General features: G+C 34.4%; 21 protein-coding genes and 2 pseudogenes. 5 read left to right on the top strand and 18 right to left on the bottom strand.

Features of this window, described 5'->3' with window-relative positions; all coding sequences use genetic code 11:
• Positions 1-44 precede the first annotated feature (44 nt).
• From AAFN87_RS04660 to AAFN87_RS04650, 3 genes and pseudogenes are all read right to left on the bottom strand, one after another.
• Positions 45-1,031 carry a phosphotransferase gene (locus tag AAFN87_RS04660; protein ID WP_347789859.1) on the bottom strand — a complete coding sequence of 329 codons (987 nt, stop codon included), beginning with the start codon at positions 1,029-1,031 and terminating at the stop codon, positions 45-47.
• Positions 1,032-1,108: 77 nt separating this feature from the next.
• Positions 1,109-1,583, bottom strand: a pseudogene (locus tag AAFN87_RS04655) (DinB family protein).
• Positions 1,584-1,703: 120 nt separating this feature from the next.
• Positions 1,704-2,408, bottom strand: coding sequence for an SAM-dependent methyltransferase (locus AAFN87_RS04650; RefSeq protein WP_347789858.1), 705 nt, complete (start codon positions 2,406-2,408; stop codon positions 1,704-1,706).
• Between the two features lie 875 nt (positions 2,409-3,283).
• Between AAFN87_RS04650 and nhaC the strand changes: the two genes are divergently transcribed.
• Positions 3,284-4,690, top strand: a complete 1,407-nt coding sequence (gene nhaC / locus AAFN87_RS04645) for a Na+/H+ antiporter NhaC (protein ID WP_347789857.1) — start codon at positions 3,284-3,286, stop codon at positions 4,688-4,690.
• The gene (locus tag AAFN87_RS04640; protein WP_347789856.1) at positions 4,690-5,556 is read left to right on the top strand and encodes an MBL fold metallo-hydrolase; all 867 of its coding nucleotides are present in this window, start codon (positions 4,690-4,692) and stop codon (positions 5,554-5,556) included. Before nhaC ends, AAFN87_RS04640 begins: the two co-directional genes overlap by 1 nt.
• 190 nt (positions 5,557-5,746) lie before the next feature.
• Here the strand turns inward: AAFN87_RS04640 and AAFN87_RS04635 are convergent, their stop codons facing one another.
• From AAFN87_RS04635 to AAFN87_RS04585, 11 genes are all read right to left on the bottom strand, one after another.
• Positions 5,747-6,685 carry a hydroxymethylglutaryl-CoA lyase gene (locus tag AAFN87_RS04635; protein WP_347789855.1) on the bottom strand — a complete coding sequence of 313 codons (939 nt, stop codon included), beginning with the start codon at positions 6,683-6,685 and terminating at the stop codon, positions 5,747-5,749.
• Positions 6,686-6,701: 16 nt separating this feature from the next.
• Positions 6,702-7,919, bottom strand: coding sequence for a CaiB/BaiF CoA transferase family protein (locus tag AAFN87_RS04630; RefSeq protein ID WP_347789854.1), 1,218 nt, complete (start codon positions 7,917-7,919; stop codon positions 6,702-6,704).
• A 39-nt stretch (positions 7,920-7,958) separates the two neighbouring features.
• A complete protein-coding gene (locus AAFN87_RS04625; RefSeq protein WP_347789853.1) occupies positions 7,959-8,705 on the bottom strand; it encodes an IclR family transcriptional regulator in 747 nt (248 codons plus the stop codon).
• Positions 8,706-8,854: 149 nt separating this feature from the next.
• A complete protein-coding gene (locus tag AAFN87_RS04620) occupies positions 8,855-9,298 on the bottom strand; it encodes a DUF3598 family protein (RefSeq protein WP_347789852.1) in 444 nt (147 codons plus the stop codon).
• Between the two features lie 35 nt (positions 9,299-9,333).
• Positions 9,334-10,746, bottom strand: a complete 1,413-nt coding sequence (locus AAFN87_RS04615) for an aldehyde dehydrogenase family protein (protein ID WP_347789851.1) — start codon at positions 10,744-10,746, stop codon at positions 9,334-9,336.
• Positions 10,743-11,810 carry a nitrilase-related carbon-nitrogen hydrolase gene (locus AAFN87_RS04610; protein ID WP_347789850.1) on the bottom strand — a complete coding sequence of 356 codons (1,068 nt, stop codon included), beginning with the start codon at positions 11,808-11,810 and terminating at the stop codon, positions 10,743-10,745. Before AAFN87_RS04610 ends, AAFN87_RS04615 begins: the two co-directional genes overlap by 4 nt.
• A 30-nt stretch (positions 11,811-11,840) precedes the next feature.
• Positions 11,841-13,079, bottom strand: coding sequence for an MFS transporter (locus tag AAFN87_RS04605; RefSeq protein ID WP_347789849.1), 1,239 nt, complete (start codon positions 13,077-13,079; stop codon positions 11,841-11,843).
• Positions 13,080-13,176: 97 nt separating this feature from the next.
• Positions 13,177-14,226 carry a DUF1838 family protein gene (locus AAFN87_RS04600; RefSeq protein WP_347789848.1) on the bottom strand — a complete coding sequence of 350 codons (1,050 nt, stop codon included), beginning with the start codon at positions 14,224-14,226 and terminating at the stop codon, positions 13,177-13,179.
• A gap of 60 nt (positions 14,227-14,286) precedes the next feature.
• Entirely contained in the window at positions 14,287-15,036 is a 750-nt protein-coding gene (locus AAFN87_RS04595) for a DUF4437 domain-containing protein (RefSeq protein WP_347789847.1), read from the bottom strand.
• Positions 15,037-15,048: 12 nt separating this feature from the next.
• Entirely contained in the window at positions 15,049-16,431 is a 1,383-nt protein-coding gene (locus AAFN87_RS04590) for a dihydroorotase (RefSeq protein ID WP_347789846.1), read from the bottom strand.
• A 27-nt stretch (positions 16,432-16,458) separates the two neighbouring features.
• The gene (locus tag AAFN87_RS04585; RefSeq protein ID WP_347789845.1) at positions 16,459-17,166 is read right to left on the bottom strand and encodes an isochorismatase family protein; all 708 of its coding nucleotides are present in this window, start codon (positions 17,164-17,166) and stop codon (positions 16,459-16,461) included.
• Positions 17,167-17,433: 267 nt separating this feature from the next.
• Here AAFN87_RS04585 and AAFN87_RS04580 point away from each other — a divergent pair, with 267 nt between their 5' ends.
• Both AAFN87_RS04580 and AAFN87_RS04575 read left to right on the top strand, forming a co-directional pair.
• Positions 17,434-18,687, top strand: coding sequence for a 3-isopropylmalate dehydratase large subunit (locus AAFN87_RS04580; protein ID WP_347789844.1), 1,254 nt, complete (start codon positions 17,434-17,436; stop codon positions 18,685-18,687).
• Positions 18,684-19,172 (top strand): 3-isopropylmalate dehydratase small subunit, encoded by a 489-nt coding sequence (locus AAFN87_RS04575; protein WP_347789843.1) that lies wholly within the window; start codon positions 18,684-18,686, stop codon positions 19,170-19,172. Before AAFN87_RS04580 ends, AAFN87_RS04575 begins: the two co-directional genes overlap by 4 nt.
• A 23-nt stretch (positions 19,173-19,195) precedes the next feature.
• On the opposite strand, the pseudogene AAFN87_RS04570 reads toward AAFN87_RS04575, so the two are convergent.
• The 4 genes and pseudogenes from AAFN87_RS04570 to AAFN87_RS04555 all read right to left on the bottom strand — a co-directional run.
• Positions 19,196-19,342 (bottom strand): annotated as a pseudogene (locus AAFN87_RS04570) (IS5/IS1182 family transposase); the annotation flags it as partial.
• A 384-nt stretch (positions 19,343-19,726) separates the two neighbouring features.
• Positions 19,727-20,989 carry a nickel-dependent lactate racemase gene (gene larA / locus AAFN87_RS04565; protein ID WP_347789842.1) on the bottom strand — a complete coding sequence of 421 codons (1,263 nt, stop codon included), beginning with the start codon at positions 20,987-20,989 and terminating at the stop codon, positions 19,727-19,729.
• 13 nt (positions 20,990-21,002) lie between these two features.
• Positions 21,003-21,539, bottom strand: a complete 537-nt coding sequence (locus AAFN87_RS04560; protein ID WP_347789841.1) for an ECF transporter S component — start codon at positions 21,537-21,539, stop codon at positions 21,003-21,005.
• The gene (locus AAFN87_RS04555) at positions 21,536-22,087 is read right to left on the bottom strand and encodes a uridine kinase family protein (RefSeq protein WP_347789840.1); all 552 of its coding nucleotides are present in this window, start codon (positions 22,085-22,087) and stop codon (positions 21,536-21,538) included. The genes AAFN87_RS04560 and AAFN87_RS04555 overlap by 4 nt, the downstream gene beginning before the upstream one ends.
• A 264-nt stretch (positions 22,088-22,351) precedes the next feature.
• Between AAFN87_RS04555 and AAFN87_RS04550 the strand changes: the two genes are divergently transcribed.
• Positions 22,352-23,431: a CdaR family transcriptional regulator gene (locus tag AAFN87_RS04550; RefSeq protein ID WP_347789839.1), complete on the top strand. Its 1,080-nt coding sequence runs from the start codon at positions 22,352-22,354 to the stop codon at positions 23,429-23,431.
• Positions 23,432-23,443 lie beyond the last annotated feature (12 nt).

The raw sequence follows: 23,443 nt of genomic DNA, 5'->3' as shown, positions 1-23,443 counted from the left end.
TCAAGCAAAGAACTCATAACGTCTCTGCAACCATTTAGATATTCTTAATAATCTCCAAATAATTTTTCAAGATTTGGGAAATTTGCACCTAACCAGACCATTTCATTATAAAATTGAATTTCCTGATATCTATTATGATTGATTTTAGGGGTTATCCACCAGGTGCTCTCTAAATACCATAATAATTTTAGGGAACGTACCAAAGCCCCTTTTTCGAAATTCCTTCTAGTTCTATATCCATTTAAAAAAGATTTAGCTGCAGCTAAATTAAGAACATTTCCCATTAATGCTCCTGACATAATTGCTCTAGCAATATCCAATTCCAAATAATCATAAGCAACTCGATCAAAATCAAGAATCGCAGACAATTCGTTACTATTAAATAATACATTATCTACCCACAAGTCCCTATGAGTCCAACCCGATTCATATTCATTTAACTCATCAAGATTAAACTCTTTAGTTGCCAAAATCTGTTGTTCAATACTATTAATTAATAGCAGATTATCATTATTCTCTTCTTTCAATATTTCCCAATATTGTAGGCGTTGTTCGGTAGATGGGGGAATAAACTTTGGAACACCTTTCTCATTAGTGCCATCATTAAAAATGTTATGCATTTGTCCTGTTCTTTGACCAAAGCTAAACATTTGTGCTTCATTTAAAGTACCAGGCAATAAATTTTCACCAGGTAAATAGGTCATAATAGTAAATCTTTCTTCATTTCGTGTCATATGTATAACTTTATCATTGCATGTTAATATTCTTGGACAAGGGGTACCTTTATAATATTGTCTTAACTGTTCTCTAAGTGCGACTTCTTGTTCAATTGCTACTTCCCCTATGTCAAATCTTTCGTACCTTTCTCTACTAAATTGCTTTATTACATATTCCCCACCGTCAGATTCAACCTTCCATTTAAGATTTAGTAGACCTAACTGAAGCGGAACTTCATTACGGAGTTTCAAATTGAAAAGGGATTCAACGGTTTCTTTAATTTCCTCATAAATATCACTAGATGATTTTTTCATTTTGTAAATAAGACTCCTTCGTATTAATATATTACGTATTAAAAGCCCAATTTAATTGGACTAATTTGCTTCTTTAGTTAATATGAATGAATCGAACTGAACTTTCTTCCAATAAAGTTAGAGTGTACGGGGGCGAGTTTTAATTCTCTTGACCATACAGAGAGTTGACCAATGTGGTGAATCTCATGAGCAATTATATGATGTAATATTTCCTCAACAGTAAAACTACCTTCATCCCAGGGAACACATACAACTTTCTTTTTAAATTCATCTAAATTTATTTTTAGAAATTCATTTATTTCATTTCGGAGTGTATCTGAAAGATGTTTAACCTTCTCAGGTGTATCATATTCGGCAAACTCAACTACCACATCTTCTTTACCTTGTATGCCACGAATCCAACTATATTCAACATCAATAATGTGAAAAAGGGTATATAATATACTTCCTACTCCTCCAATCCGGTCTTTTATCAACTCTTTATTGGATAGTTGATTACACCACTCAAACCATTCGTCTCTTACTTGCCAGTTATATTCAAAAAAATTTTATCAATGTAAACACTCCAATACTTAATAGTTATATCAATCTATTAGAAGTACTTTTTAAATTTAACGCACCCAGTTAGCTCACTAGGGATAGGGACAACGCCTTCACATTCCTCTATCTTTACTAATCTTTTTTTATTTTCAACATCGAGTTTGCATTTTTCTGAAATTCATATGTTACTTTAACTTCTTCCACTGTACAGCCGACATCAGTCATGTAACTTATTATTTTATCTAAATGCTCATATCTTTCTCCCTCTAAATCGACCAAAGGGAAAATACGAACTTCCTCTTTCGTAACCCTCAATAACTCATTTAGTGTTTCGATATGAAATTGATAATTCAATCTGTCCGCATACATAAATAAAAAATGTGCCGAGAGAACAATGTCAAATTCTTCATTTTTAAATGGTAATGATGGCAAAATGACGGGAATATATCTTTCGCTGAATTCCCTCATATCGTTGGCACAATTTTGCAGGGCTCTTAAACGATGTTTTCTAAGACCTTCAACATCTTCGAAATAATCCCATATATAATTACTTTTTGCTTTTTCCATATTGTGCATTGCGTGTTCAATATCCTGGAGACCTTTATTTTTTAAGTCTTCGCCCGAATGATAATAGGCAATGTCGCAAGCCGTTACATCTAAACCAGATTTGTTACCCACTGCAGTAAATGAACAAGCTCCTGCTGGACAATCAAGCATTTTCTTTCCTTTTAGTTCTTCCTCTGAAAGCGAGAATATATCCAAATACTCTTCAAAGGTTCTCCCAATAAAAACAATACGTTCTAAATCTAACTTTGTATCCTGTTTAACTTTATTCAATTATACTCACCTCTGATTACATATATTATTGCGGAAAATTTGTAATAATTACCTCTTTCTTTTCTTCTTGTTCAACTAAACTGCATACGTTAGTGACTTAATTATTTTTCTATGTATACTCTTTCTAGTAATCTGGAAATAATTCCTCTGTTTTTGGAGGAATTTATTTTGTTAATGTCAAATGTATGGAGACAACAAACCAACAGTGGGGTTCGGGAGGGTTTCTTCATTAAGACCCCCTATTTTTCACATATCTCTAAGTTTATTTAAACGCAAAATCCCTACTTTATATTGAAAGCAGGGATTTTTTCTACTTACGTTATATTTCAATAAAAAAAAACGAACCGAATATGCAACTCAATGATCTTCAAGTAAAGCATTCCGTTAATTGAAAAAGGCAATCGATATCAGCTTGAGCCTTATTTTTTTACATCCATAAATACCTTTATCTTTTAATCTGAATATGATATTATAAATTTCACAAACTATCGTAAAATAGAGAATAGTCAAAATTTAATATATTTGAGAGATGTTTAAGTAATTATATTGCGTGCAGCAACTAGAGACTGAATGAGTGGTGAGAATTCAGGCAGTAATATATATGAAGAACGCCATCAGTTATTCTCAAACTACGAATGAAGTGGATGAACTGACCAAAAACGGATCATCAATTAGGGTGGTAACGCGGAGAACTCCTTCGTCCCTTTCTAAGGGATAGTAGGAGTTTTTTGTATTCATTTTTCCCTAACCTAACTCAGCGGTCATTTAAGTAAGTTTGATGAAATGTAACCACCTACTAAACATGGTGGGCAAAACACATCATCCATATTTGAATAAATACAAATCCAATATAAAGGTTTAAGGAGATGCAATAAATGAAAAAGGAACTATCTTTTTTAATGTCAGTTATCCCAATACTTACATTAATTATCTCGGCTGCTTCATCTATATTTTTTTGGAAAGCTGGAATGCATATTCCGTTAATGATTGGAGTCATCGTTGCTTCCATCATTGCTCTTATTTCTGGTTGGAGTTGGCATGAAGTAGAAAAAATGATGGTCAATGGGGTATCACGTGCATTACCCGCTGTTTTTATTTTACTTATTATCGGAATTATTGTTGGAACTTGGATTGCAAGTGGAGTTATCCCTACGATGATTTACTATGGCCTATCTATAATAGAACCGTCACTATTTGTACCACTTGTTGCTATAATAACTGGAATTGTATCAATAACATTAGGAAGTTCGTTCACTTCAATTGCTACTGTTGGGCTTGCTTTTATGGCGATTGGAGAAGGACTTGGTTTTGCTCCGGGGCTAATTGCAGGTGCCGTCATTTCAGGAGCGTATTTTGGTGATAAATTATCGCCTTTTTCCGATACAACTAATATTGCTCCTGCCATGGCAGAAACAGATTTGTTTAGTCATATTAAGCATATGCTCTGGGACACGATTCCCGCATTTATCATTTCAATTTTCATATATTGGTTAATAGGTAATTATACCCTAGCATACAATACTGCTGATACTAGTGAAGTTGATTTGATTATTAAAGGACTGGAAAGCTCATTTGTAATACACCCACTGTTATTACTCATGCCAGTTTTCACGATCTTATTAATGATGAAACGTGTACCTGCGATTCCAGCTTTAGCAATTGTAGGGTTTTTAGGTGCGGCACTAGCGGTGTTAGTTCAAGGGGTTACATTCTCCTCGATTGTTAAAGTAATGACGAGTGGATTTTCAGTGGACTCGGGTGTAGCTATAGTGGATTCGCTGCTTAATCGTGGTGGTCTCATGTCCATGTTACCAACAATTGGACTGTTAATCATCGCGACATCGCTTGGGGGAATTTTAGAAGAAACTGGCTCTTTCGAAGTGTTAACAAGAAGTATGATGCAAAATGTACGCTCAAGTGGAACATTGATCAGCTCGACAATCTTTTCAACTTTTGCAGTTGCATTTGCAAGTGGTGCACAGTTTTTAGCAATTATTTTACCGGCAAGAACATTTGTCAAAACATACAAAAAGATGGGGATTGACACAAAAAATCTTTCGAGATGTGTTGAAGCAGCGGGCACAGTTGGGATTAACTTAGTCCCATGGAGTGTTCCTGTCATTTTTGCCGCGGACCTTCTTAATGTCAGCCCAGGTGAATTCATCCCATTAGCTTTCTTCGCATTTCTCGTCCCGCTCATCAATATCATTTTTGGTTTCACTGGCTGGACTATTACTAAGAAGAATTATAATGAAATAAATACTAAAGGAGAAATATCATAATGAGTGAAATGATTTTACATATATTAGGAACAGCACAAGACGCAGGTCTTCCGCAACCGAATTGTTTTTGTAAAAACTGTACAAATGCAATCAGCAATCCAGAGTTAAGACGTTCTGCAGCTTCATTAGCAATAGTAATACCCGAAGAAAGGGCTTGGCATTTGGTTGACGCAACACCAGATTTAAAAGAGCAAATGGTAAGACTACAAATTAAACACAAGATGCAAGGTCAACTAATGGCGAGCATTTTTTTGACTCATGCCCATTTAGGCCATTATCCAGGATTATTGTTTTTAGGAAAAGAAGCAATTGGTGCAAACATGGTTCCTGTCATGGCAGGAACCAAAATGAAGAAAATGTTAGAAGAACAAGCACCTTGGAGCCAACTAACAAAACTTCATAATATTGATGTGCAAGAAATTAGCGATGGACAAGCGATTCGGGTTTCGCCTCATGCCAAGGTCACACCTGTTAATGTCCCTCATAGAAATGAATTTTCAGAGACTTTTGCTTATTGGATTGAAGGAACGAAGAAGAAAGTTCTTTACATCCCGGATATCGATCGATGGGAACAATGGGACAAGGATATTTATAAAGAGTGTGAAAAAGCTGATATTTGTTTACTTGATGGCACTTTCCATTCCGCTAAAGACCTTGAAAATATTGGCCGTGATTATCGAGAAATCCCTCACCCGCTTATGACAGAAACTATGAATCGATTACAAAATTTAGTTGAACAAACTGAAATTTATTTCATTCATCTTAATCACTCGAATCCCGTTCTCGATGCTGATAATACAATTCGAAATGAGATTGAGCTTAAGGGCTTTCATATCGCGGAGGAAGGAATGGAGTTTTCAATATAATAGAAGAAGATGTACATATAAAGAAGTAGGCCGGACAAATGATTTTGTTCGACCTACTTCTTTACGTTAAATATTAAATGAGCACGTCTGTTGAATAGACATTTTTCCAACATATTAGGATGATCTCTGTCCTTCTCCTTCCCCAAAATTGACGAAGTTCATTCATGTGAAAAGGTGGTTCCATTTAAAATTATTCACCTAATTTTACTTGGCCAGGGGGAGCTAAATGTAGATCTGAAATCTTCCCGGCTTTTAGAATAAAACTATCTGAATACTCCGGAAACCGTTTTTGTAAATCTTTAGCTACTTCAATAATCTTATCAATATTTAAATTAGTATTAATCCCCATTTCCTCGAATCCGTGAACAAGATCTTCCGTGGATATATTACCACTTGCATTTGGTGCATATGGACATCCCCCAAAGCCACCTATGGAACTGTCAAAATCTCTAATTCCTTCATCAAAGCCAGCTACCGCGTTTGCGAAGGCCATGCCTCTTGTATTGTGAAGATGCAGAGAAAAGCGGAAATCCGGAAATTTATCTCTCACATTGCTAATAACACGTTTAACACTTACTGGATTAGCCATTCCTGTTGTGTCAGCCAAAGAAATTTCAGTAATACCTAACTGTTCATATCGTTTGCATATTTCAATAAGGCGCTCCATTGGAACTATGCCTTCATAAGGACAGCCAAAAGCGACTGAAATTGATCCACCAATATGCATATTTGTTTCTTTTGCTCTTTTAACAAGAGGTGCAAATTCTCTCATAGCATCGAATGTTTTAGAATTGGCATTGTTAATGCTATGGGAATCAGTAGCAGACAACATAACCTTAACTTTATCCACTTGGGCGTATATAGCTCGTTCTAACCCGCGTAAGTTAGGAATGAGTGCCCGTAATATTACATTTTCTGGACGATTAATTTTCATTAAAACTTCGTCAGCATCACTTAACTGTGGAACTGCTTTAGGATGAACAAAAGAAGTGACCTCTAATTGTTTAAAACCACATGCTAAGATAGCATTAATAATTTCAACTTTAACTCCGGTTGGTATTATCGGAAGACTTTGAAACCCATCTCTTGGGCAAACTTCGGTAATCACTATTTCTTTTTGTTCCGCCATTTGTCATGCTCCTTCATCAAATAATGTTCAATTCTCTCAAATGAGAAATTTCCTCCTCTGATAATCCTATTACACTTTTTAATATTTCTTCATTATCCTCACCTAATTCTGGACCAATATTTCGAATGGATCCAGGAGTTTCAGAAAACTTTGGCACAATCCCAGGCATCTTAATGTTGCCAAGTCTCGGATGCTCTATTTCTACTATATTTTCTCTCGCTTTATAATGTTCATCTTGGAAAATATCTTCAATACTATAAATTGGGCTTATAGGAACTCCGTAGCTATCCAAATAAGCTTGTAGCTCTTCACGATCCTTTGTTTTTACCCATTCAGCTACAATACCATTTGTCAATTCGAAATGTTGAAGGCGTACTGCATTCGAATAAAATCGGTCATCCGTCAGCATATCCTTACGCCCCATTGCTTCAGCTAGACGTTCAAATGTTCTATCTGAACTAGTAACTAATACTACCCAATGCCCATCTTTTGTTTGGAAAGTACCAGCTGGACTAGAGTGACCACTTAGTCCCGGTGAACGCTCTTTAATTAGTCCGTTTTGATCGTAATCTGCTATTAAAAATTCCATCATACGAAAAACTGTCTCATATAAGGCGATATCTACATATTGACCTTTTCCATTTTTACCTGCGTCTCTATGATATAGAGCTGTTGAAGTAGCAAATGCAACATAAACACCCGTAATATAATCTAGTAAAGAAAAAGAAGGGCTTATCGGCGGGCGATCTGAATAACCATGTAAATAAGTAAAACCGCTAAATGCTGTAGCTGGAGTACCAAATCCGGCTTTATGAGAATAAGGTCCTGTTTGGCCGTATCCCGTAACACGAATCATTATTAAATTGTCATTAACCTTTTTTAGGTCCTCATAGCCTAAATTCCACTTTTCAAGAGTTCCTGGTCTGAAATTTTCAATAATAACATCTGATTTTGCAACAAGCTTTTTTAAAATATTTTGACCTTCCTCATCATGTAGATCGAGAGTGAGTGATTTTTTATTTCTAGCAAGGGTCGACCATCTTAGGGGCTCATCATCTTTAAACGGTCCCATTCCTCTTAATGAGTCACCTATTTTGGGGATTTCAATTTTTATCACTTCCGCTCCAAAATCCCCGAGTAAACTGGCCCCATATGGAGCAGCTATCATAGTTGATATATCTAAAATACGGATACCCTCTAATGGCCCATTCCTGTTATTAGTATTATTTTTCATTTTCAGCCCTCCAAATAGGATGATAAATAAACTTATCTATTAATTGAATTCGAATTTGAAATACCCTAACTTCTCACAAATATCCTTCGCTGCCTTCAACAATATAGAAATCAATTGTTCTTCACGCTCTTTAGATAAGCGTTGAATAGGTCCTGCGATTGTTAAACTTGCAACCAGTTCTTCCTTATTATCAAAAATAGGTGTAGCTATAGCGAAGCTACCTGGAACTCTTTCCCCCTTAGTTAGGGCATAGCCATTTTGTTTAATATTTTGTATATCTTTTTTCAGATTCCTTATATTCAACTCTTCACTAGAAAGCTTTTCGATTATTTTCTTCAGCTCTGCTTCTTTTTGAAAAGCCATTAACACTTTCCCTGAGGCTCCAAGATACACTGGCTTTCTATCCCCAATACGTACAAAATTACGTACATCAAGCGGGCTATCTACCTTTTCAACACAAATACGATTTAAACCATCAATTATGTTCAACTCCACTGTCTCACTTGTTTTTTCCATCGTATCTTTCATAATAGGTAAAGCAACCGACCGAAAATCCATTTGGCTTTGATAAATACTACCTAATCTAAAAAAATTGAAACCTAAAGAATACCTTTGATTGTCTGGATTTTGCTGAATATAGTTATAAGCTTGCATCGTATTTAGAGTACGAAACACAGTACTTTTAGGATAGCCAAGTTCTTTTTGAATTTCGCTAATAGACAGACTTGTTCTTTCCATAGAATATAACGCCAATATATCAAACATTTTTTCAAATGATTTATTCATAGTTATAATTCACTTCTTTTCTACAATATCTTTGTTATTGATTTTATACGTATAAGTTAAATTTTTAATAAACATTATAAAAAAAGGATATCCCAACACTATAAGAATATCCTTTTGTATGTTCAAACAGCTTTTTACATTATTTTTTATTAAACAACTTTTTCTTCTTTAATAATTGTTCGTTTAGTTAACTCTCCATTTTCAAACCACTGCCATACTCTAGCTCGATGTTTCCCATCAGGACTAATATTAATCATTTCATAAAGATAATTGTTTGGTTCATTTACATATTTCCATGTTAAGACGATTGTATTCTCATCTATTTCCCAGGAGTAACCATTAATTCTTTCGGTATCAAATATAATTTTTTTATCCTTAAACGATCCAGGAAAACTAAACTTTTCGTTTCTACCATCTTCCCAAGAGTATGTGTTTGTTTGAATATAAGGAAAATGATCATCTTCTTGAAAATAACAAGTTAAGTATGAATCATGTTTATCTAGTACATTTCCTTTTGGATCAACAACTGTGTATACCCCTTTCCATTCACCTTCATGTTTTGCGAATACTGGCATTTCGTTACGAATATTCATTAGTAATTCCTCCTATTAATGTGTTTTAAATACTATCAAACTCCATACCACCATGGATCTGTAGCACCTGTATTTATTAAAAAAGCTTTTTTTCGAATAAAACGTCGGATAGATGCTGGTCCCATGCGGGAACCACCCATTCCTGAAAATTTAAAGGAATTTTTCTCTCCTTCATACATTATTGCTGTGAGTGCTGCATCATTAATACTAATGGCACCAGCTTCTAATCTGCTTGCAACTGTAAGCGCTTCTTCCTCACTACCTGCAAAAACTGCTCCACCTAATCCAAAACTAGATTCGTTTGCAAGTGAAATTGCTTCATCTACATTTTGAAAACTCATAACTGGGATCAAAGGGCCAAATGTTTCTTCAACCATTACTTTCATTTGATGATTTACATTTGAAAGCACTGTTGGAAAACACCATTCTCCGCCTGATTTGTCCTCTATTTCCCCACCACTATGAATAACTGCACCTTTACCGATTGCATCTATTAGTTGTGTTTTGATAACTGCAGCTTGTTGTTTCGTAATTATCGGACCAATTTGTCCATCATCAGGAGTTGGATAGGCAAACTGTAATTTATTTACTTTTTGTAAAAGTAATTTCACAAAGTTATTTACTATCTTTCTATCTACATAAACTCTTTCAATTGATAAACAAGATTGTCCTGCATTAGCAACCGATCCCCACAAGATTGCAGAAGTTGCTCTATCTAAATCCGCAGTATCTAGAACAATCGCCGGATCTTTCCCACCCAATTCCAGAAAAGAAGGAATAAATCTTTTCGCACATGCTTCCCCAACTTTTCTACCCGTATCTACACTACCGGTAAAAGCAACTAAGTCTACATTGTTAATAATATCTTCTCCTGTATTTCCAGCACCTACTACAACTTTTAGAACACTATTAAGATGTTCTACTTTTTCAATTGTTTTCATTAATGGCTCTACAAAACGTGGGGTATATTCGCTAGGTTTTATTATTATTGCGCTTCCAGCTAATAAAGCTGGAATAGCATCAATCAAAGAAAGTAGTAGCGGAAAATTCCAAGGACTTATCACTCCTACTAGTTGATACGGCACAAATTGTCCTTCAATATTTAAAAATGGAATAGAAGATATTTTTCTTTCCTCAGGTTTTAATAGTTCTGGAGCTTGCTTGCACCAGCGATCAATCATCGCAATAATGGAATTAAACTCTAGTATTGTCTCACTTTTTCTTCCAGTATCATGCACTAAAAGAGTTATAATATCATTTTTGGCATCCATTAATTCTTCTTTCCACTTTTGTAACAAATTAATACGTCTGTCTAAACCAAGATTAAACCAGGTAAATTGGTAAGTTCTTAGATTTAAACAATATTCAGATATTTGTTCTGAATTTGGAGGCTGTATTTGATAATCTACTAAACCAGTTCTAGGGTTTCTAACTTCAAAGGTTTTCACCTAATAACCCCCTGCTCCACTAATTTAGTAATAACATCTAGTTGTGTTTGAATAAAATGATTTCTAGTTGCCTTCTTTTCTTTTAAACTGTTTGCAGGATAAAAAATATTTTCACAGTAAGTAGGTGTATATAATTCGAATCGTTGACGAGATAAATAATTACCCATTCCTGGTCTTCGTCGATGTCTTCTAAGTGCTGTAACATCAATTTCTGCATTAGCAACCATGCTTTCACCAGAACCAGCTTCAACAAGAATTTGTCCATTATAATCAATAATTGCGGATCCTGCGTCAGTTGATGCAATTGGAATATCTGTATTAACTATTCCCGCTGAATTAGAAGAGATAACATAGCACATATTTTCGATAGACCGTGCAAGTCTGGCTATATGCTTGTGAGTCAATTTTGGACTTGCCACCTCAGATGAGGAGTGAAGCAATATTTCTGCTCCTCTCACTGCAAATGCTCTCGCTATTTCTGGATAAAGAATTTCTTCGGAAGCTACTAAGGAAATATTTCCAATTTCCGTTTCAGCAACTGGAAACACACCTTCTATACCATAAATTTCCAAATACTTATCCCACACATCATGCGGGGTTGGAGCAAACATTGAGTTTAACCTTCTATAACGTAGGATTACTTCACCAGCAGGATTTATTAGAAAGCTCGTTTGAAAATAGATTTCTGGAAAATGAGGGTCAAGCTCATAGGTATTTCCTGATAAGAATATATTGTTTTCTTGCGCAACATTACCTAAAGCATCATATTCTGCTCCGTCCATTTCAATACAAGCTTTACCTCTCCAATCCTCAATTGTATCTCCCATTGGAAACCCAGTTAAAAAATATTCAGGTAGCACTACCAAACGTGTATCTTTTCCTATAAAATTTATACTTGCACGAATTTGTTTACTTAATCTATTAATTGTTTCCATCATACTTTTGCGTACTTCGTCTCGAGATGTTAATTGATTAACCGCATTACAAGTAACTTGTAATGCAAGTGCTCTATAAGATAAGCTAGCTACATTCTCTCTACTTTGTTGTTCTGCTTGTACTTCCACAGACACCCACCTCAATTCTCTCTCATTCCATTATGTTAATATAGTACTGCTTTCATCTAGTACTTCATTAGTCTTGTTTCCCACTTTAATGAAAATTGAAGCAATCATAAATATGACTGTTCCAAAGATTAAAAAACCAATCCCTGCAGCAAAAGATCCATTCAAAGCTGTAATTAAAAATCCAATTGCCATTGGGGAAATAAACCCTGCAATTTGGCCGGAGAAGTTTATTAGACCTGCAGCTGAACCGATTATTTGAGATGGGAAGGCTTTATGTGTTACAGCCCAGAATCCACCCATTCCAGCTTGCATGAAGAGCCCAACTAATGCCTGGAAGAAAATAGCCATTGCGAGTGAAGCAGTATTATACATTGCAAAAATGAATATCGCTCCAAAAAGACCCGCAATTATGAATAAGATTCGCTCTCTTCCTAAAAAAATTTTCTCTACTAAAAACCCGCCTAATATAGTTCCAATAACTCCGACTGTTGTAGGAATTGCTGATAATAATCCTGCATTAAATAAGTTTAATCCACGTTCCATCATTAAATAAGATGGAAGCCAACTAGCAAAGCCCCACATATAGATACAGACACCAAACCAAGCTATTACAAAACTCCAAATCCCTTTAACCTTTGCTAGTTCCTTTAGTGAAACTTTCGGATGTTGAGCATTTTCCATATCTAATGCTAGTTTATCGCGCTTAGGAATAATTAAATACGCAAGTGCTAGAAATATTCCTACGATTGCAATAATGATAAACATATAACGCCAACCAAGTAATACAATTAGTGGTGCTGCAATCAGTGGTGCTATAGTCAAACCAACTGGATCACCTGATTTTATAAACGCCTGTGATTTTGGTCTTTTACCTTTAGGTATATATTCCGCAATAGCTTTCGTACTAGCAGCAGGGAATCCACCTTCCCCTAAACCAAAAAGGAAGCGAATTGCAATTAATGAACCAACCGACCAAGCTAAACCACTTAGTCCAGTAAAAATAGACCAGGTAATAATAGAAATAACAATAACAAGTTTCGCGCCATATTTATCTGCTAGCCATCCTCCTGGAATAGTCATAATCGCGTAACCTAAAAAGAAACTACTTAATATTACACCTTGCATTGCTGGATCAAGCCCAAACTCTTTACCAATTCCATTGATAGCTAAGCTCATCACCATGCGATCGAAAATGGAAATAACTGCCCCTAAAAATAGTACTGCTATAATAAACTTTTGATTTTTCCCAATGTTTTTTAAAACGCTCATTTTAGTCCCTCCTGTTTTTTTAATACATTTTGTCTATTCTAGAGGCTATTTGAACTTCCCAATAACATTTGCTTTAAGACAGGTGCATGCAGATTTCTTACGGATATAGTTTTAACCATTCCTTCCAAGTCTTATTTATAGGTTTTAAAACGCTTTCATAAAAAGAGGTCCAGCTTGTTGCATTCGGAGAAGAATCTATCGAATCTAAAGAAGATGTATAAAGAGGATAATTTTCTTTTACTTCTTCCTTTATCCATTCCGGTAAATCATCGAACCCGTCTAATACTTCGCTACGAGCATGGAAAGTCAGATTTCCAGCGTACTCATTTTCATCTAAACCCATCCAAGGAGTCCATGGGCTTACCCTAGTCCAAGAATTTGTAAAAGGTACGGAACCTTTCGGAATTTGATTCCCTTTCATTTGGTTTACATATTTATCCGAAACTAAAAAATCAAAAAATTCAGCCGAAGTATAAGTTTCGTTTTTTAAGTTCATAGAATCATTAATGTTATAACGTTCATTTAAATTATAAAGAGGAAACGCATCTGCATGATAAACTAACAAATCTCCTAACGACTCTGGTGCTGCAATAGGAAAAGCACCAATCTCTCTGTTTCCATTATTAATTACGGTCTTCAATTTTCCATCTTCAACTCTATAATGGAAGTTCACATGATCATTTTCGATATGAGATACGGGATACGTTTTACCAGTTATAGGATTTGTCCATTTTTCCAAAATTTCACCCGTTTTTAAGTCCGTATAAAAAACAATCTCTCTAGTCAAAACGATGACATCATTTGTTCCTTCTATTTGGACGGCTTTACGGATGTTATACCCTTCAATACCGAAGAGTGCTGCTCCATGATTTAACTTGGATTTGTAAATATCGCCTGGAACATAAGCATAAGCTTTCCCTTTTATGTGGTATACCATATCTTTTCCGTCAGGTCGGGCAAGTGCATTAAAAAATAACCTATCTTGTGGATCCTTAATTTGTAAATAAAGAGAACCTGGATTCAGAACTTTTGGTGATGTATCATTCTTAATTTCTTTTGCAAATGTAGTATGAACACCTAATAGCAGACTAACAACAATCAAAAGCTTTACGAAAACAATTTGAAACACAACATTTCCCTTTTTCAAAATCATTCCTCCCAAGAATTTGAACTTTTCATAGCAACATTAGAAATGCACATTTTAAAACTATTTAATAAGATCTGACGCTTCAATATAAGTAGTTTGCAAAGGACCATCTGTTCTAAAAAAAGTTAAACACCCCTTTTGGGTATTAAAATCTCCGTGAGGGATTTCAGCTGGTCGCCAAAAATAGTGACCTTCTCCAAAGTTGCCACGGCTTGTATTTAAGTTGCCATAGATTTGATAGCCTTCTTCGACAACTGGATGAATTTCATAACGAGAATCTTTAAATTGGGGCAAAACCCCTAGTAGCCAAGAACTTGCGCCTGTTTCTGGATGTTTAAAAAGACTTTTCCTCATTGCTCCAGTTGGAAATCCTGGAGTTATGGTTCCCTCCCATGGCAATTCACTGGTTTTTTTTATTCTCATTTCTTTATCCTCGTACCCATGAACGTTTTCTTGAAATTCCAATGTTCCTTCTGTCATAATGAGTAATTCACACATAGTTAGGCTAGTTAATGAAGGTAATTCTGCACCCTTTTCTACATATACATGGGTCAAATCACCCAGTATTTCATCTCCAATTTTCAGAATACCTTCTAATAAAAGTATTTCAATTGAATGATTGTAGCTTCCTCCTATAGTGTTTTGTCCAACGGGTAAAGATATAAGACTAGTGATTGCACCTGTTTGACGGTCTTTACTTAATAGTTTTTGCTTTATTTCTGTTGAAAATCCAGGAAAATCATGTGATTGCCATTTTTGCTCTTGTGTATTGAGAAATTCTATATGATCACGAGGCATATTAATATCCACTTCCTTTCTCATTTAGATTAATCTTTTAATAAATTTCCCACGTCCATTTTCTTTAATTGGTTGACCATCTTTAACTATTATTTCACCTCTACTAATCGTATATACTGGCCAACCTACTGCTTCAAACCCATCAAAGACGCTATAGTCTGAATGGGAATACATTAATTGAGGAGAAACTACTTTTTTCTTTGTTAAATCAACAAGAGCAAAATCTGCATCTGCACCTACTTCTATTCTTCCTTTAGATGGTAAATTAAAGGACTCAGCAGGCTGATAAGAAGTTATCTCCGCGATTCTTTCTAACGGTAACCCTCGCTTTACAAATCCTTCACTAATCATGATGGGTAGTAATGAACCGACACTAGGGAATCCGTAAAGAGCATCGAATACGCCCTCGCCTTTGCTGTATTTGGTTTTCAGGCTATTTGGCACATGATCTGTTCCAATTGCATTAATCCATCCCTGTTTAATTCCTTCCCAAAGTCTGTCTGAATCGTGCATAGTATGAATTGGTGGACCAACTTTTGCATTTAGACCCACACTAGAATCTTCTGTTAAGCATAAATAATGTGCACATGTTTCCACTTTAACTCCCTTTTCTATTAACCAAGGCATTTTTTCTAAAATATCGACGCTCGCTGCAGATGTAAGGTGAACGATATATACATTCCCATCGACAATACTGTTAAGATACAAGGTACTTAATAGTGATTCTGCTTCAGCATAGCCGGGGCTTGTTAAAGACCAGGTTTTTAAACCATTGTCCTGACCTTCATTTTCATACTTCGAAATTAATTTACGATTGATATCCATATTTTCACAATGAATTGCCAATAATAACTTGGGAGAGATGCTTTTAAGTTTTTCCAAAAGTCTCATTAAATCATAAGATGATAGATCAATTCCATTATTAATTTTAAATTTATCGTTTAGTTGCCTCTCATAATTTCTGAAAAATTTAAATGATGTTAAACCAAATCTTTCTACTGTTTCTTCTAATTCATCAATATGTTGTTCCGTTAAAATTCCTAGGCTATAGGTAAAATCAATATAACTATTTTTTTCTCCAATCTCCTGAACCTTAGGAAAGAAATCAAGATAGCTTTCAACTTGGCGATCATAGTTTACGATTGTTGTAACACCACCAATGGCATGCTGTTTTGTATCTAGAAAATCAGCTTCTACGCTATTGTAAATGCCTAAATGTTCGTGAGTATCAACTAATCCAGGAAAAATATGAAGACCTGAAGCATCTAGTACTTCGTTGGATTCAATCTCCTCATCACTTGAGTAAATACCCGATATTAGTCCATCAGTTATTCCAATATGTACATTGCGTACACCTTCTTTAGGAAAAACAACTAAACCATTTTTAATTAATAAATCAGCTTTCAACTTACTTCCCCCTTCACTAAAGTCTATTTACAAATTGGAAGTTTGTTTTTCTGTTATATTGTCAAAGTATTGGAGTATTTCACTTGAAGTGGCAACATCACAATACTTCATCCACAAATCTAGTAAACTTGCTTTGTGAGAAAGTTCTATTCTGTCATAAACACCGTCCTGAACAACTGCAACATTAAAATTATGAGTTACAGCATCAATGGCAGTTGCTCTTACACATCCACTTGTAGAACCTCCGACTATTATTAATGTATCTATTTTCATTTTTACTAAATAACTTATTAATGGTGTCCCGAAGAAAGCGCTCGCATAACTTTTATCAACAACAATATCCATTACATCTGGCTCAAGCTCTGAAACTATTTGTGTCTCTGGTCGCCCGTCAATATATTTGGTATGATCTCTTTTTGCTTTAGTAGCAAAAGAATCAAAAAAACTTGTTCTTTTTTGAACATTTCTAGTATAGAGAACTGGTATATTATTTTCTTTAGCAGCTTTTTTTAACAGTTGAATCTTTCGAATGGCTTTCCATCCTTCTTCTCCACCACCACTCGGCCACTCGTTAAGTTGATCGGCAATCGGTTTGTCATCCCCTACATAATTATGTTGAACATCAATGATTACGAGTAATGGGTTTTCACCTAATCCCCTTTTCTCACCATAGCCTCCTTTTTCTATAACAAGACGATCTGTCACAGAAAGTGCATTTTCCCAAACAAAACTCATTATTTAATTTCCCCCTTTTTAGTTTACAAATTAATCGTTCCGTATTATGGAACGCGTTTTATAATATTGATTAAATTCATATTAAACTAACAATAAATTGAAAGTCAATGAAAAATCTTTTTATTTTAAATAATCTGATAATTAATTATTTGTATATTGACAACATTCTAAATTACAAATACGATTGAATAAACTTCAAAGTAAAACGCGTTTCGTATAGTGGAACTAAACCTAATTCTACTCTAGGGAAAGGGAAAGGTGAAAACAATGGGGCAAACAATCATTGAAAAGATTATTTCAAATCATTCAACTGAGCAAGTCAAAGTCGGTGAAATTGCAATTGTAGATGTTGACTTAATTATGGCAACAGACACTACTGGACCTCTAGCGATTCAAGCTTTTGAAAGAATGGGAGGTACTAATGTTTGGGACCCAGATAAAATAAAGCTTGTCATTGATCATGCTTCTCCAGCACCCAATCAAAAAATTGCCGTACTCCATGACTTAATTAGAGAATTTGCTGTCAAACATGGTATAAGGCTTTATGACGTGGGAGATGGTATTTGTCATCAATTAATGATAGACAACCATCATGTTTTGCCTGGACAATTAGTACTGGGGGCTGATTCTCACACTTGTACTTATGGAGCTGTAGGCGCTTTTGCAACAGGCGTTGGATCTACTGATTTAGCAGGCGTAATGTTAACGGGTAAAACATGGTTAAAGGTACCTGAAACAATTAAAATTGTATTGAGTGGCCAATTGCAAAAAGGGGTATATGCAAAAGACTTAATTCTACACATTGTAGGTATCGTGGGAATTCAAGGAGCTACTTATCAAGCTATCGAATTTACTGGTGAGGTAATCAAGACGATGAGTCTAGACAGTAGAATGACAATGGCCAATATGGTTATTGAAATGGGAGCTAAAGCAGGTTTTGTTGATTTAGAGGGATTAAAATTACCTTATGAATTCACAGCAATCGAAGCAGACCCTGATGCAAATTATATAAAAACAATTGAAATTGATGTAAGTGATATTGAACAACAAATTGCCATCCCACACTCACCTGACAACGTAAAAGGAATTTCAGAAGTTAATGAAATATCCATTCAACAAGCATTTATCGGCAGTTGCACTAATGGTAGATTAGAAGATTTACATGTAGCAGCAGATATACTTAAAGGGAAAAAAATTCACCCTCAAGTAAGATTAATTATTGCTCCTGCATCTAGAAATGTGTTTCAAAAGGCTTTAGCAGATGGAACGATCGAAATATTGTCGGCAGCTGGCGCTACATTTCTTCCTTCGGGTTGTGGACCTTGTGTCGGAACTCATCAAGGTGTTCCAGGAAACGGAGAAAATATCGTTTCATCTACTAACCGGAATTTTCAAGGAAGAATGGGCAACAGAGAATCCAATATTTTTTTGGGCTCCCCCGCTTTTGTAGCAACAGCTGCATTACATGGCAAAATAATAAATCCCAATTTAGCAATTCAAGGAGGTGCCATTGTCCGATGAATATTATTGGAAAAGCGCATGTATACGGTGATAATATTGATACAGATCGAATAATACCTGGAAAATATACAAAAACATTGGATATGCAACAGTTGGCAAATCATGTTTTAGAAGACTTAGATCCTGCTTTTCATAGAATAGTGAAACAAGGCGATATTCTAGTTGCAGGGGAAAACTTTGGATGTGGCTCTTCACGTGAACAAGCGCCACTCGCCTTAAAATCAGCAGGAATCTCAGTAATTATTGCCCATTCATTTGCTCGTATTTTTTTTAGAAATGCGATTAATATTGGACTTCCATTAATTGAATTAAAAAATTATAATATTCAATCTGGTGATATGTTAGAAATAAGTTTAACTGAGGGAAAAGTTCACAATTTAGAAAATCAGCAAACTTTTTTAGCTGCTAAACTCCCTGATGTAATGGTACGAATTCTAAATGAAAATGGATTAGTAAATTATCTAAAAAAATATAATTCTTATTAAATTCATAAAAAAAGACCTTCCTTAACGGAAGGCCTTTTGTCTACTAATGGATAAATAATATTGAAATCAATCGCAACATCTAGTTTAAGTACAAGATTGTATTCTGGTACAAGCTGTTCAATTGTCAGTGACTCAAGTTGTTCACGTTCATTGATTTGATTTTTCATCATTACCTCAAGTATTTCAGCACGTTAAGAGCAGAATATTTTATCATTAGCCAATACAAGTTGATTGAAGTGGAAGGCGCGACACTCCTGCAGGAACAGCACGGGCGGAAAATCCATTTTTGCGGCGGATCCGCTGCAAAAATTAGTTGAAGCCGTGCCTGCGGAAAGGGAGCGCCTGAAACGCAAATCAACGGTTTCTTACTATTTATTTTTTTAAAAGGACTGTAGTCAAAATCAAATTTCTATGGTTTTGACTACAGTCTGAGACCTTCCATAAACGGAAGGTCTTTTAGTCTATTTACGGATACAAATTGAAACATTAATTTGCTAATTCTGAAATAACTAATCTCTTATTACAATATCGCTAAATACAATTTCAAGATGATTCTACTCTTCCACATAAGGAATAGTTAATGGGCCAATTGGTAGTATTGCAATGGAATAATCTGGACCGTATTTGTCCTTCAATTGCTCAAGAGTTTTTTCGATATCATCTGAATAATTTAACATGCTGTTTTCAACTTGTGTTTGCGATAAAGTTGAGTACAAATGCACATCTGACCATACTTGAATAACTGCTTGTTTTTGTACTTGCCATTGATCGAATTTTTTAAAGTTCGGATCATTAATCATATCAAGTAATTCTTGCGGAGTTTTTCTCATTTGTAGTATTTCTGCATAGTTCCCGTGGTTAGGCAAACCATCTATACATTCAGCTGCACAAATAATCGTTCCGCCCTTTTTCACGATCTTTTGCGCGGCGCTCATTCCTTTTACTGCTTGATATAAATTTTGATCTAATGGGTAACCAGAATTTGACGTAATGACTACATCAAAACGCTCATCACACTTTACCATTGTATGTTCTTTAACATAGGCACAGCCTAAATCATGAGCTTCAATTAATTCCCCAGCAAACACATTCGTAATTTTTTTCTCTCGGTTTAACGTAACGTTTAGCATGAAATGAGGCTTACACATGCCGTTAATTTCACGCGTCATATCTTGTAATGGGTTATTAATCATATTCCCCCATGTTGCTAACGGATGCCCGATCATTTTGGCATTATGAAATGTCATAATTGTCTCAATACCAGCAATACCTGGCATTATCCCTTTTGGACCTCCAGAGAACCCTGCAAAAAAGTGTGGTTCGATAAATCCTGTTACAATACGAAAATCGGCTTCAACATATTCAGAATTCAACCACACATCACAGCCAAATCGACTTGTTCCCACTTTTGTTTGGGTTGATTTATCATGACAGCTATTATTAATAATACGAATATTATTAACTACATCCTCACCTAGCATTTGAATGAATTCTTCTTCTGTTTGATCTCTATGCGTACCGGTACCGTTTATAATGACAAAGTTCTCTTTTGGGACATGTGGTAGTGCCTTAATAATAGCCGGAACTATTTTTTCATTTGGAGTAGGACGTGTAATATCACTAATAACGATTGCAACTTTGTCTGTACTTTTTGCCATTTCATGTATTGGTGATGTACCAATCGGGTTTAATAATGCATTATTTAATGCTTCCATCTCATCTGACAATCCAGGAATATTTTTTGGTTCTAACACAACAGAATGATCCGGTACATTAATTTTCAAATTCCCTTTTCCATACAATAAAGAAACTTCCACTAAATTTCCTCCTCTATGCATTTACTTGTGAAAAGTTGTTTCGCTTTTCTATTTTTTCGATCGCTTTTACTAAAGGTACAATAATGATTAATTGAATGATAATTCCTGGTAAAGCCACAACAAATGCAGCTTGAATAAACATTTGTAAGCCAAAGTCAAAGTTTGCAAAACTAAATAAAATAGCAGCAGCAATTCCATAAATTGCTCTACCTACTAGCATTGAAACTAAAAGACTAATATAAGGATTTACTTTTAAATTTTTATATAAAAATCCTGCCATAAATCCATATGTACCTAATTCAAACATCATACTAAGACCAATAGGGAAAATCATTGGCATACCTGTAATTAAAAAGGAAACAAGTGGCGTAATTATACCTGCTAATAAGCCATATTTTTTTCCACATACAAAGCCACACAATAAAATTGGTATATGGAGTGGTAATAACACTGCTCCAGGTGTACCAATTGGAATTATTTTTACAACTTGTGCCAATACAATAGCAATAGCAATAAATAGTGACGTATAAATTAAATAGCGAGTTTTCATATTTCCCAACCTTCCATTTGCTCTAAATATTCGAAATATTTATTTTCGAGTGGTATCCATTCTTTAATAAATTTCTCAACCATTTGTGGTGTGTTTCTTCTTTCAAGTCTATTCATCTGTTCAGACGGTGAAATTTCTAATAATAATGCATAGTCTACATATTTTTGAAGCGTTGGATGTAATGCATATACTCCCTCTAAAACTAAAACAGAACTTTGCTGCACTTTATTTTCTTCATAATTCTTCGTTTGACAATTAAAAGATTGATAAAGTGATAATTCTCCATTTTTAAAAGGAATACAAACTTCTTCCTCTACTCGTTTATAATCTACATTTCCTCCAATTTCCGAAAGTCTCTCTTTTGTTTTCATAGTCATTGGTAAAAAGAAATGATCCATTGGAATGACAACAATATCAAATTCATTTTTTAAATTTTCAGCCATAGTTGATTTTCCACTCGTTGCTGGACCATCTATAGCTATAATTGTAGGCTCATTTTGCTGGAGCGACTGTTGAATTACTAGTTTAATATCCGATATTTTTTTCACAAATTTAATCTCCCTCAATCTTTCATATTTTATCTGTTATTTTAAAAAAGCATTTTATTATAAATGCAATATAAAATATATTTAGTATTTTCAGACTTTTAACATTATACATCATAAATATAGTGATAAAAGCAAAATTTATTATAAACCGCTTACATATTATTATATCAACTACAATTAGAGAAATATTTGTCAATTCAGATAAAATACACTACAATTTACAAGAAAGATTTGTCTAAATTTACAGTTATTCGAGGTGTATGTATGTTAACTAAGATTTTAGCTGAAACGATTGTAAACGAAACTTCAAAAGTACTTTCATTAAATGTTAATATTATGGATTTAGAAGGTATTATTATAGCTTCTAAGGACCCTTCTAGAATTTCTCAGTTTCATGAGGGTGCATTAATGGTACAAAAAACGAAAACAGCGATTAAGATTTTCAAAGAAGATACCCAAAAATATCGCGGCGCTCAGGAAGGTATTAATATCCCTATTGAATTTAGTAATGAAATTGTTGGTACAATAGGTATTACTGGCGATCCTAATAAAATCGAAGAAATTTCAAATGTTGTAAAAATGTTGGCCGAATTATTATTAAAACAAGCACATTTAACATCTGCCAATGAATGGAAAAATATTCAACAAGCTTTAATTATCGAAGAACTTCTACACCCAGAAATTAACCTAATCAATTTAAAGCGTCTGTTATTTAATTTAAGTATTCCTATAGAAGAAAATTATCTAATCGTGTTAATTGAAACTACTAATCAATTTGAAAAAAATACAAGAAATCATCTATACTTCACTAATGATTTAATTACTAGAACTATATTACATAAAAAAATCTCAATTAATCGTTATTTATTAGTTTTCGATCTTTCAAAACAATCTGTTGAAACATTATTGAATCTCTTTACAAAATTCACAAATTTATTTGACGAATTAAAAATTGCTTATACTACGCCTATAAATAATATTACATACTTAAAATCAGCCTATGAAGAATGTAATTTGATTTTAAATTTAAATATTAATCAAAATATTATTAATTATGAAAGTCATCAACTGGAAGGAATGCTGTCTCAAATTCCTTTAAATACTATTGAAAAGTTTTTAAATAATCCAGATTATCAAATCATTATTAAACATAAAGAGTTACTTACTATTTTCATTAAATCAAATTTAAATGTTGGTATTGCAGCTAAAGAATTATTTATACATCCAAACACTTTAAAATATCGTTTAAACAAAATTCAAAAAGAAACAAATTTAGACACTCGTAACATAGACGATGTTATTATTATTAAAATTATTTTATTGCTTAACCAATTTACTTCCTAAAACCCTGTTTCT

It is taken from the genome of Solibacillus sp. CAU 1738 (assembly GCF_039888725.1).
Lineage (GTDB): Bacteria > Bacillota > Bacilli > Bacillales_A > Planococcaceae > Metasolibacillus.
The sequence above is the reverse complement of the archived record's forward strand: the minus strand, read 5'-3'. Positions and strand labels throughout refer to the sequence as shown.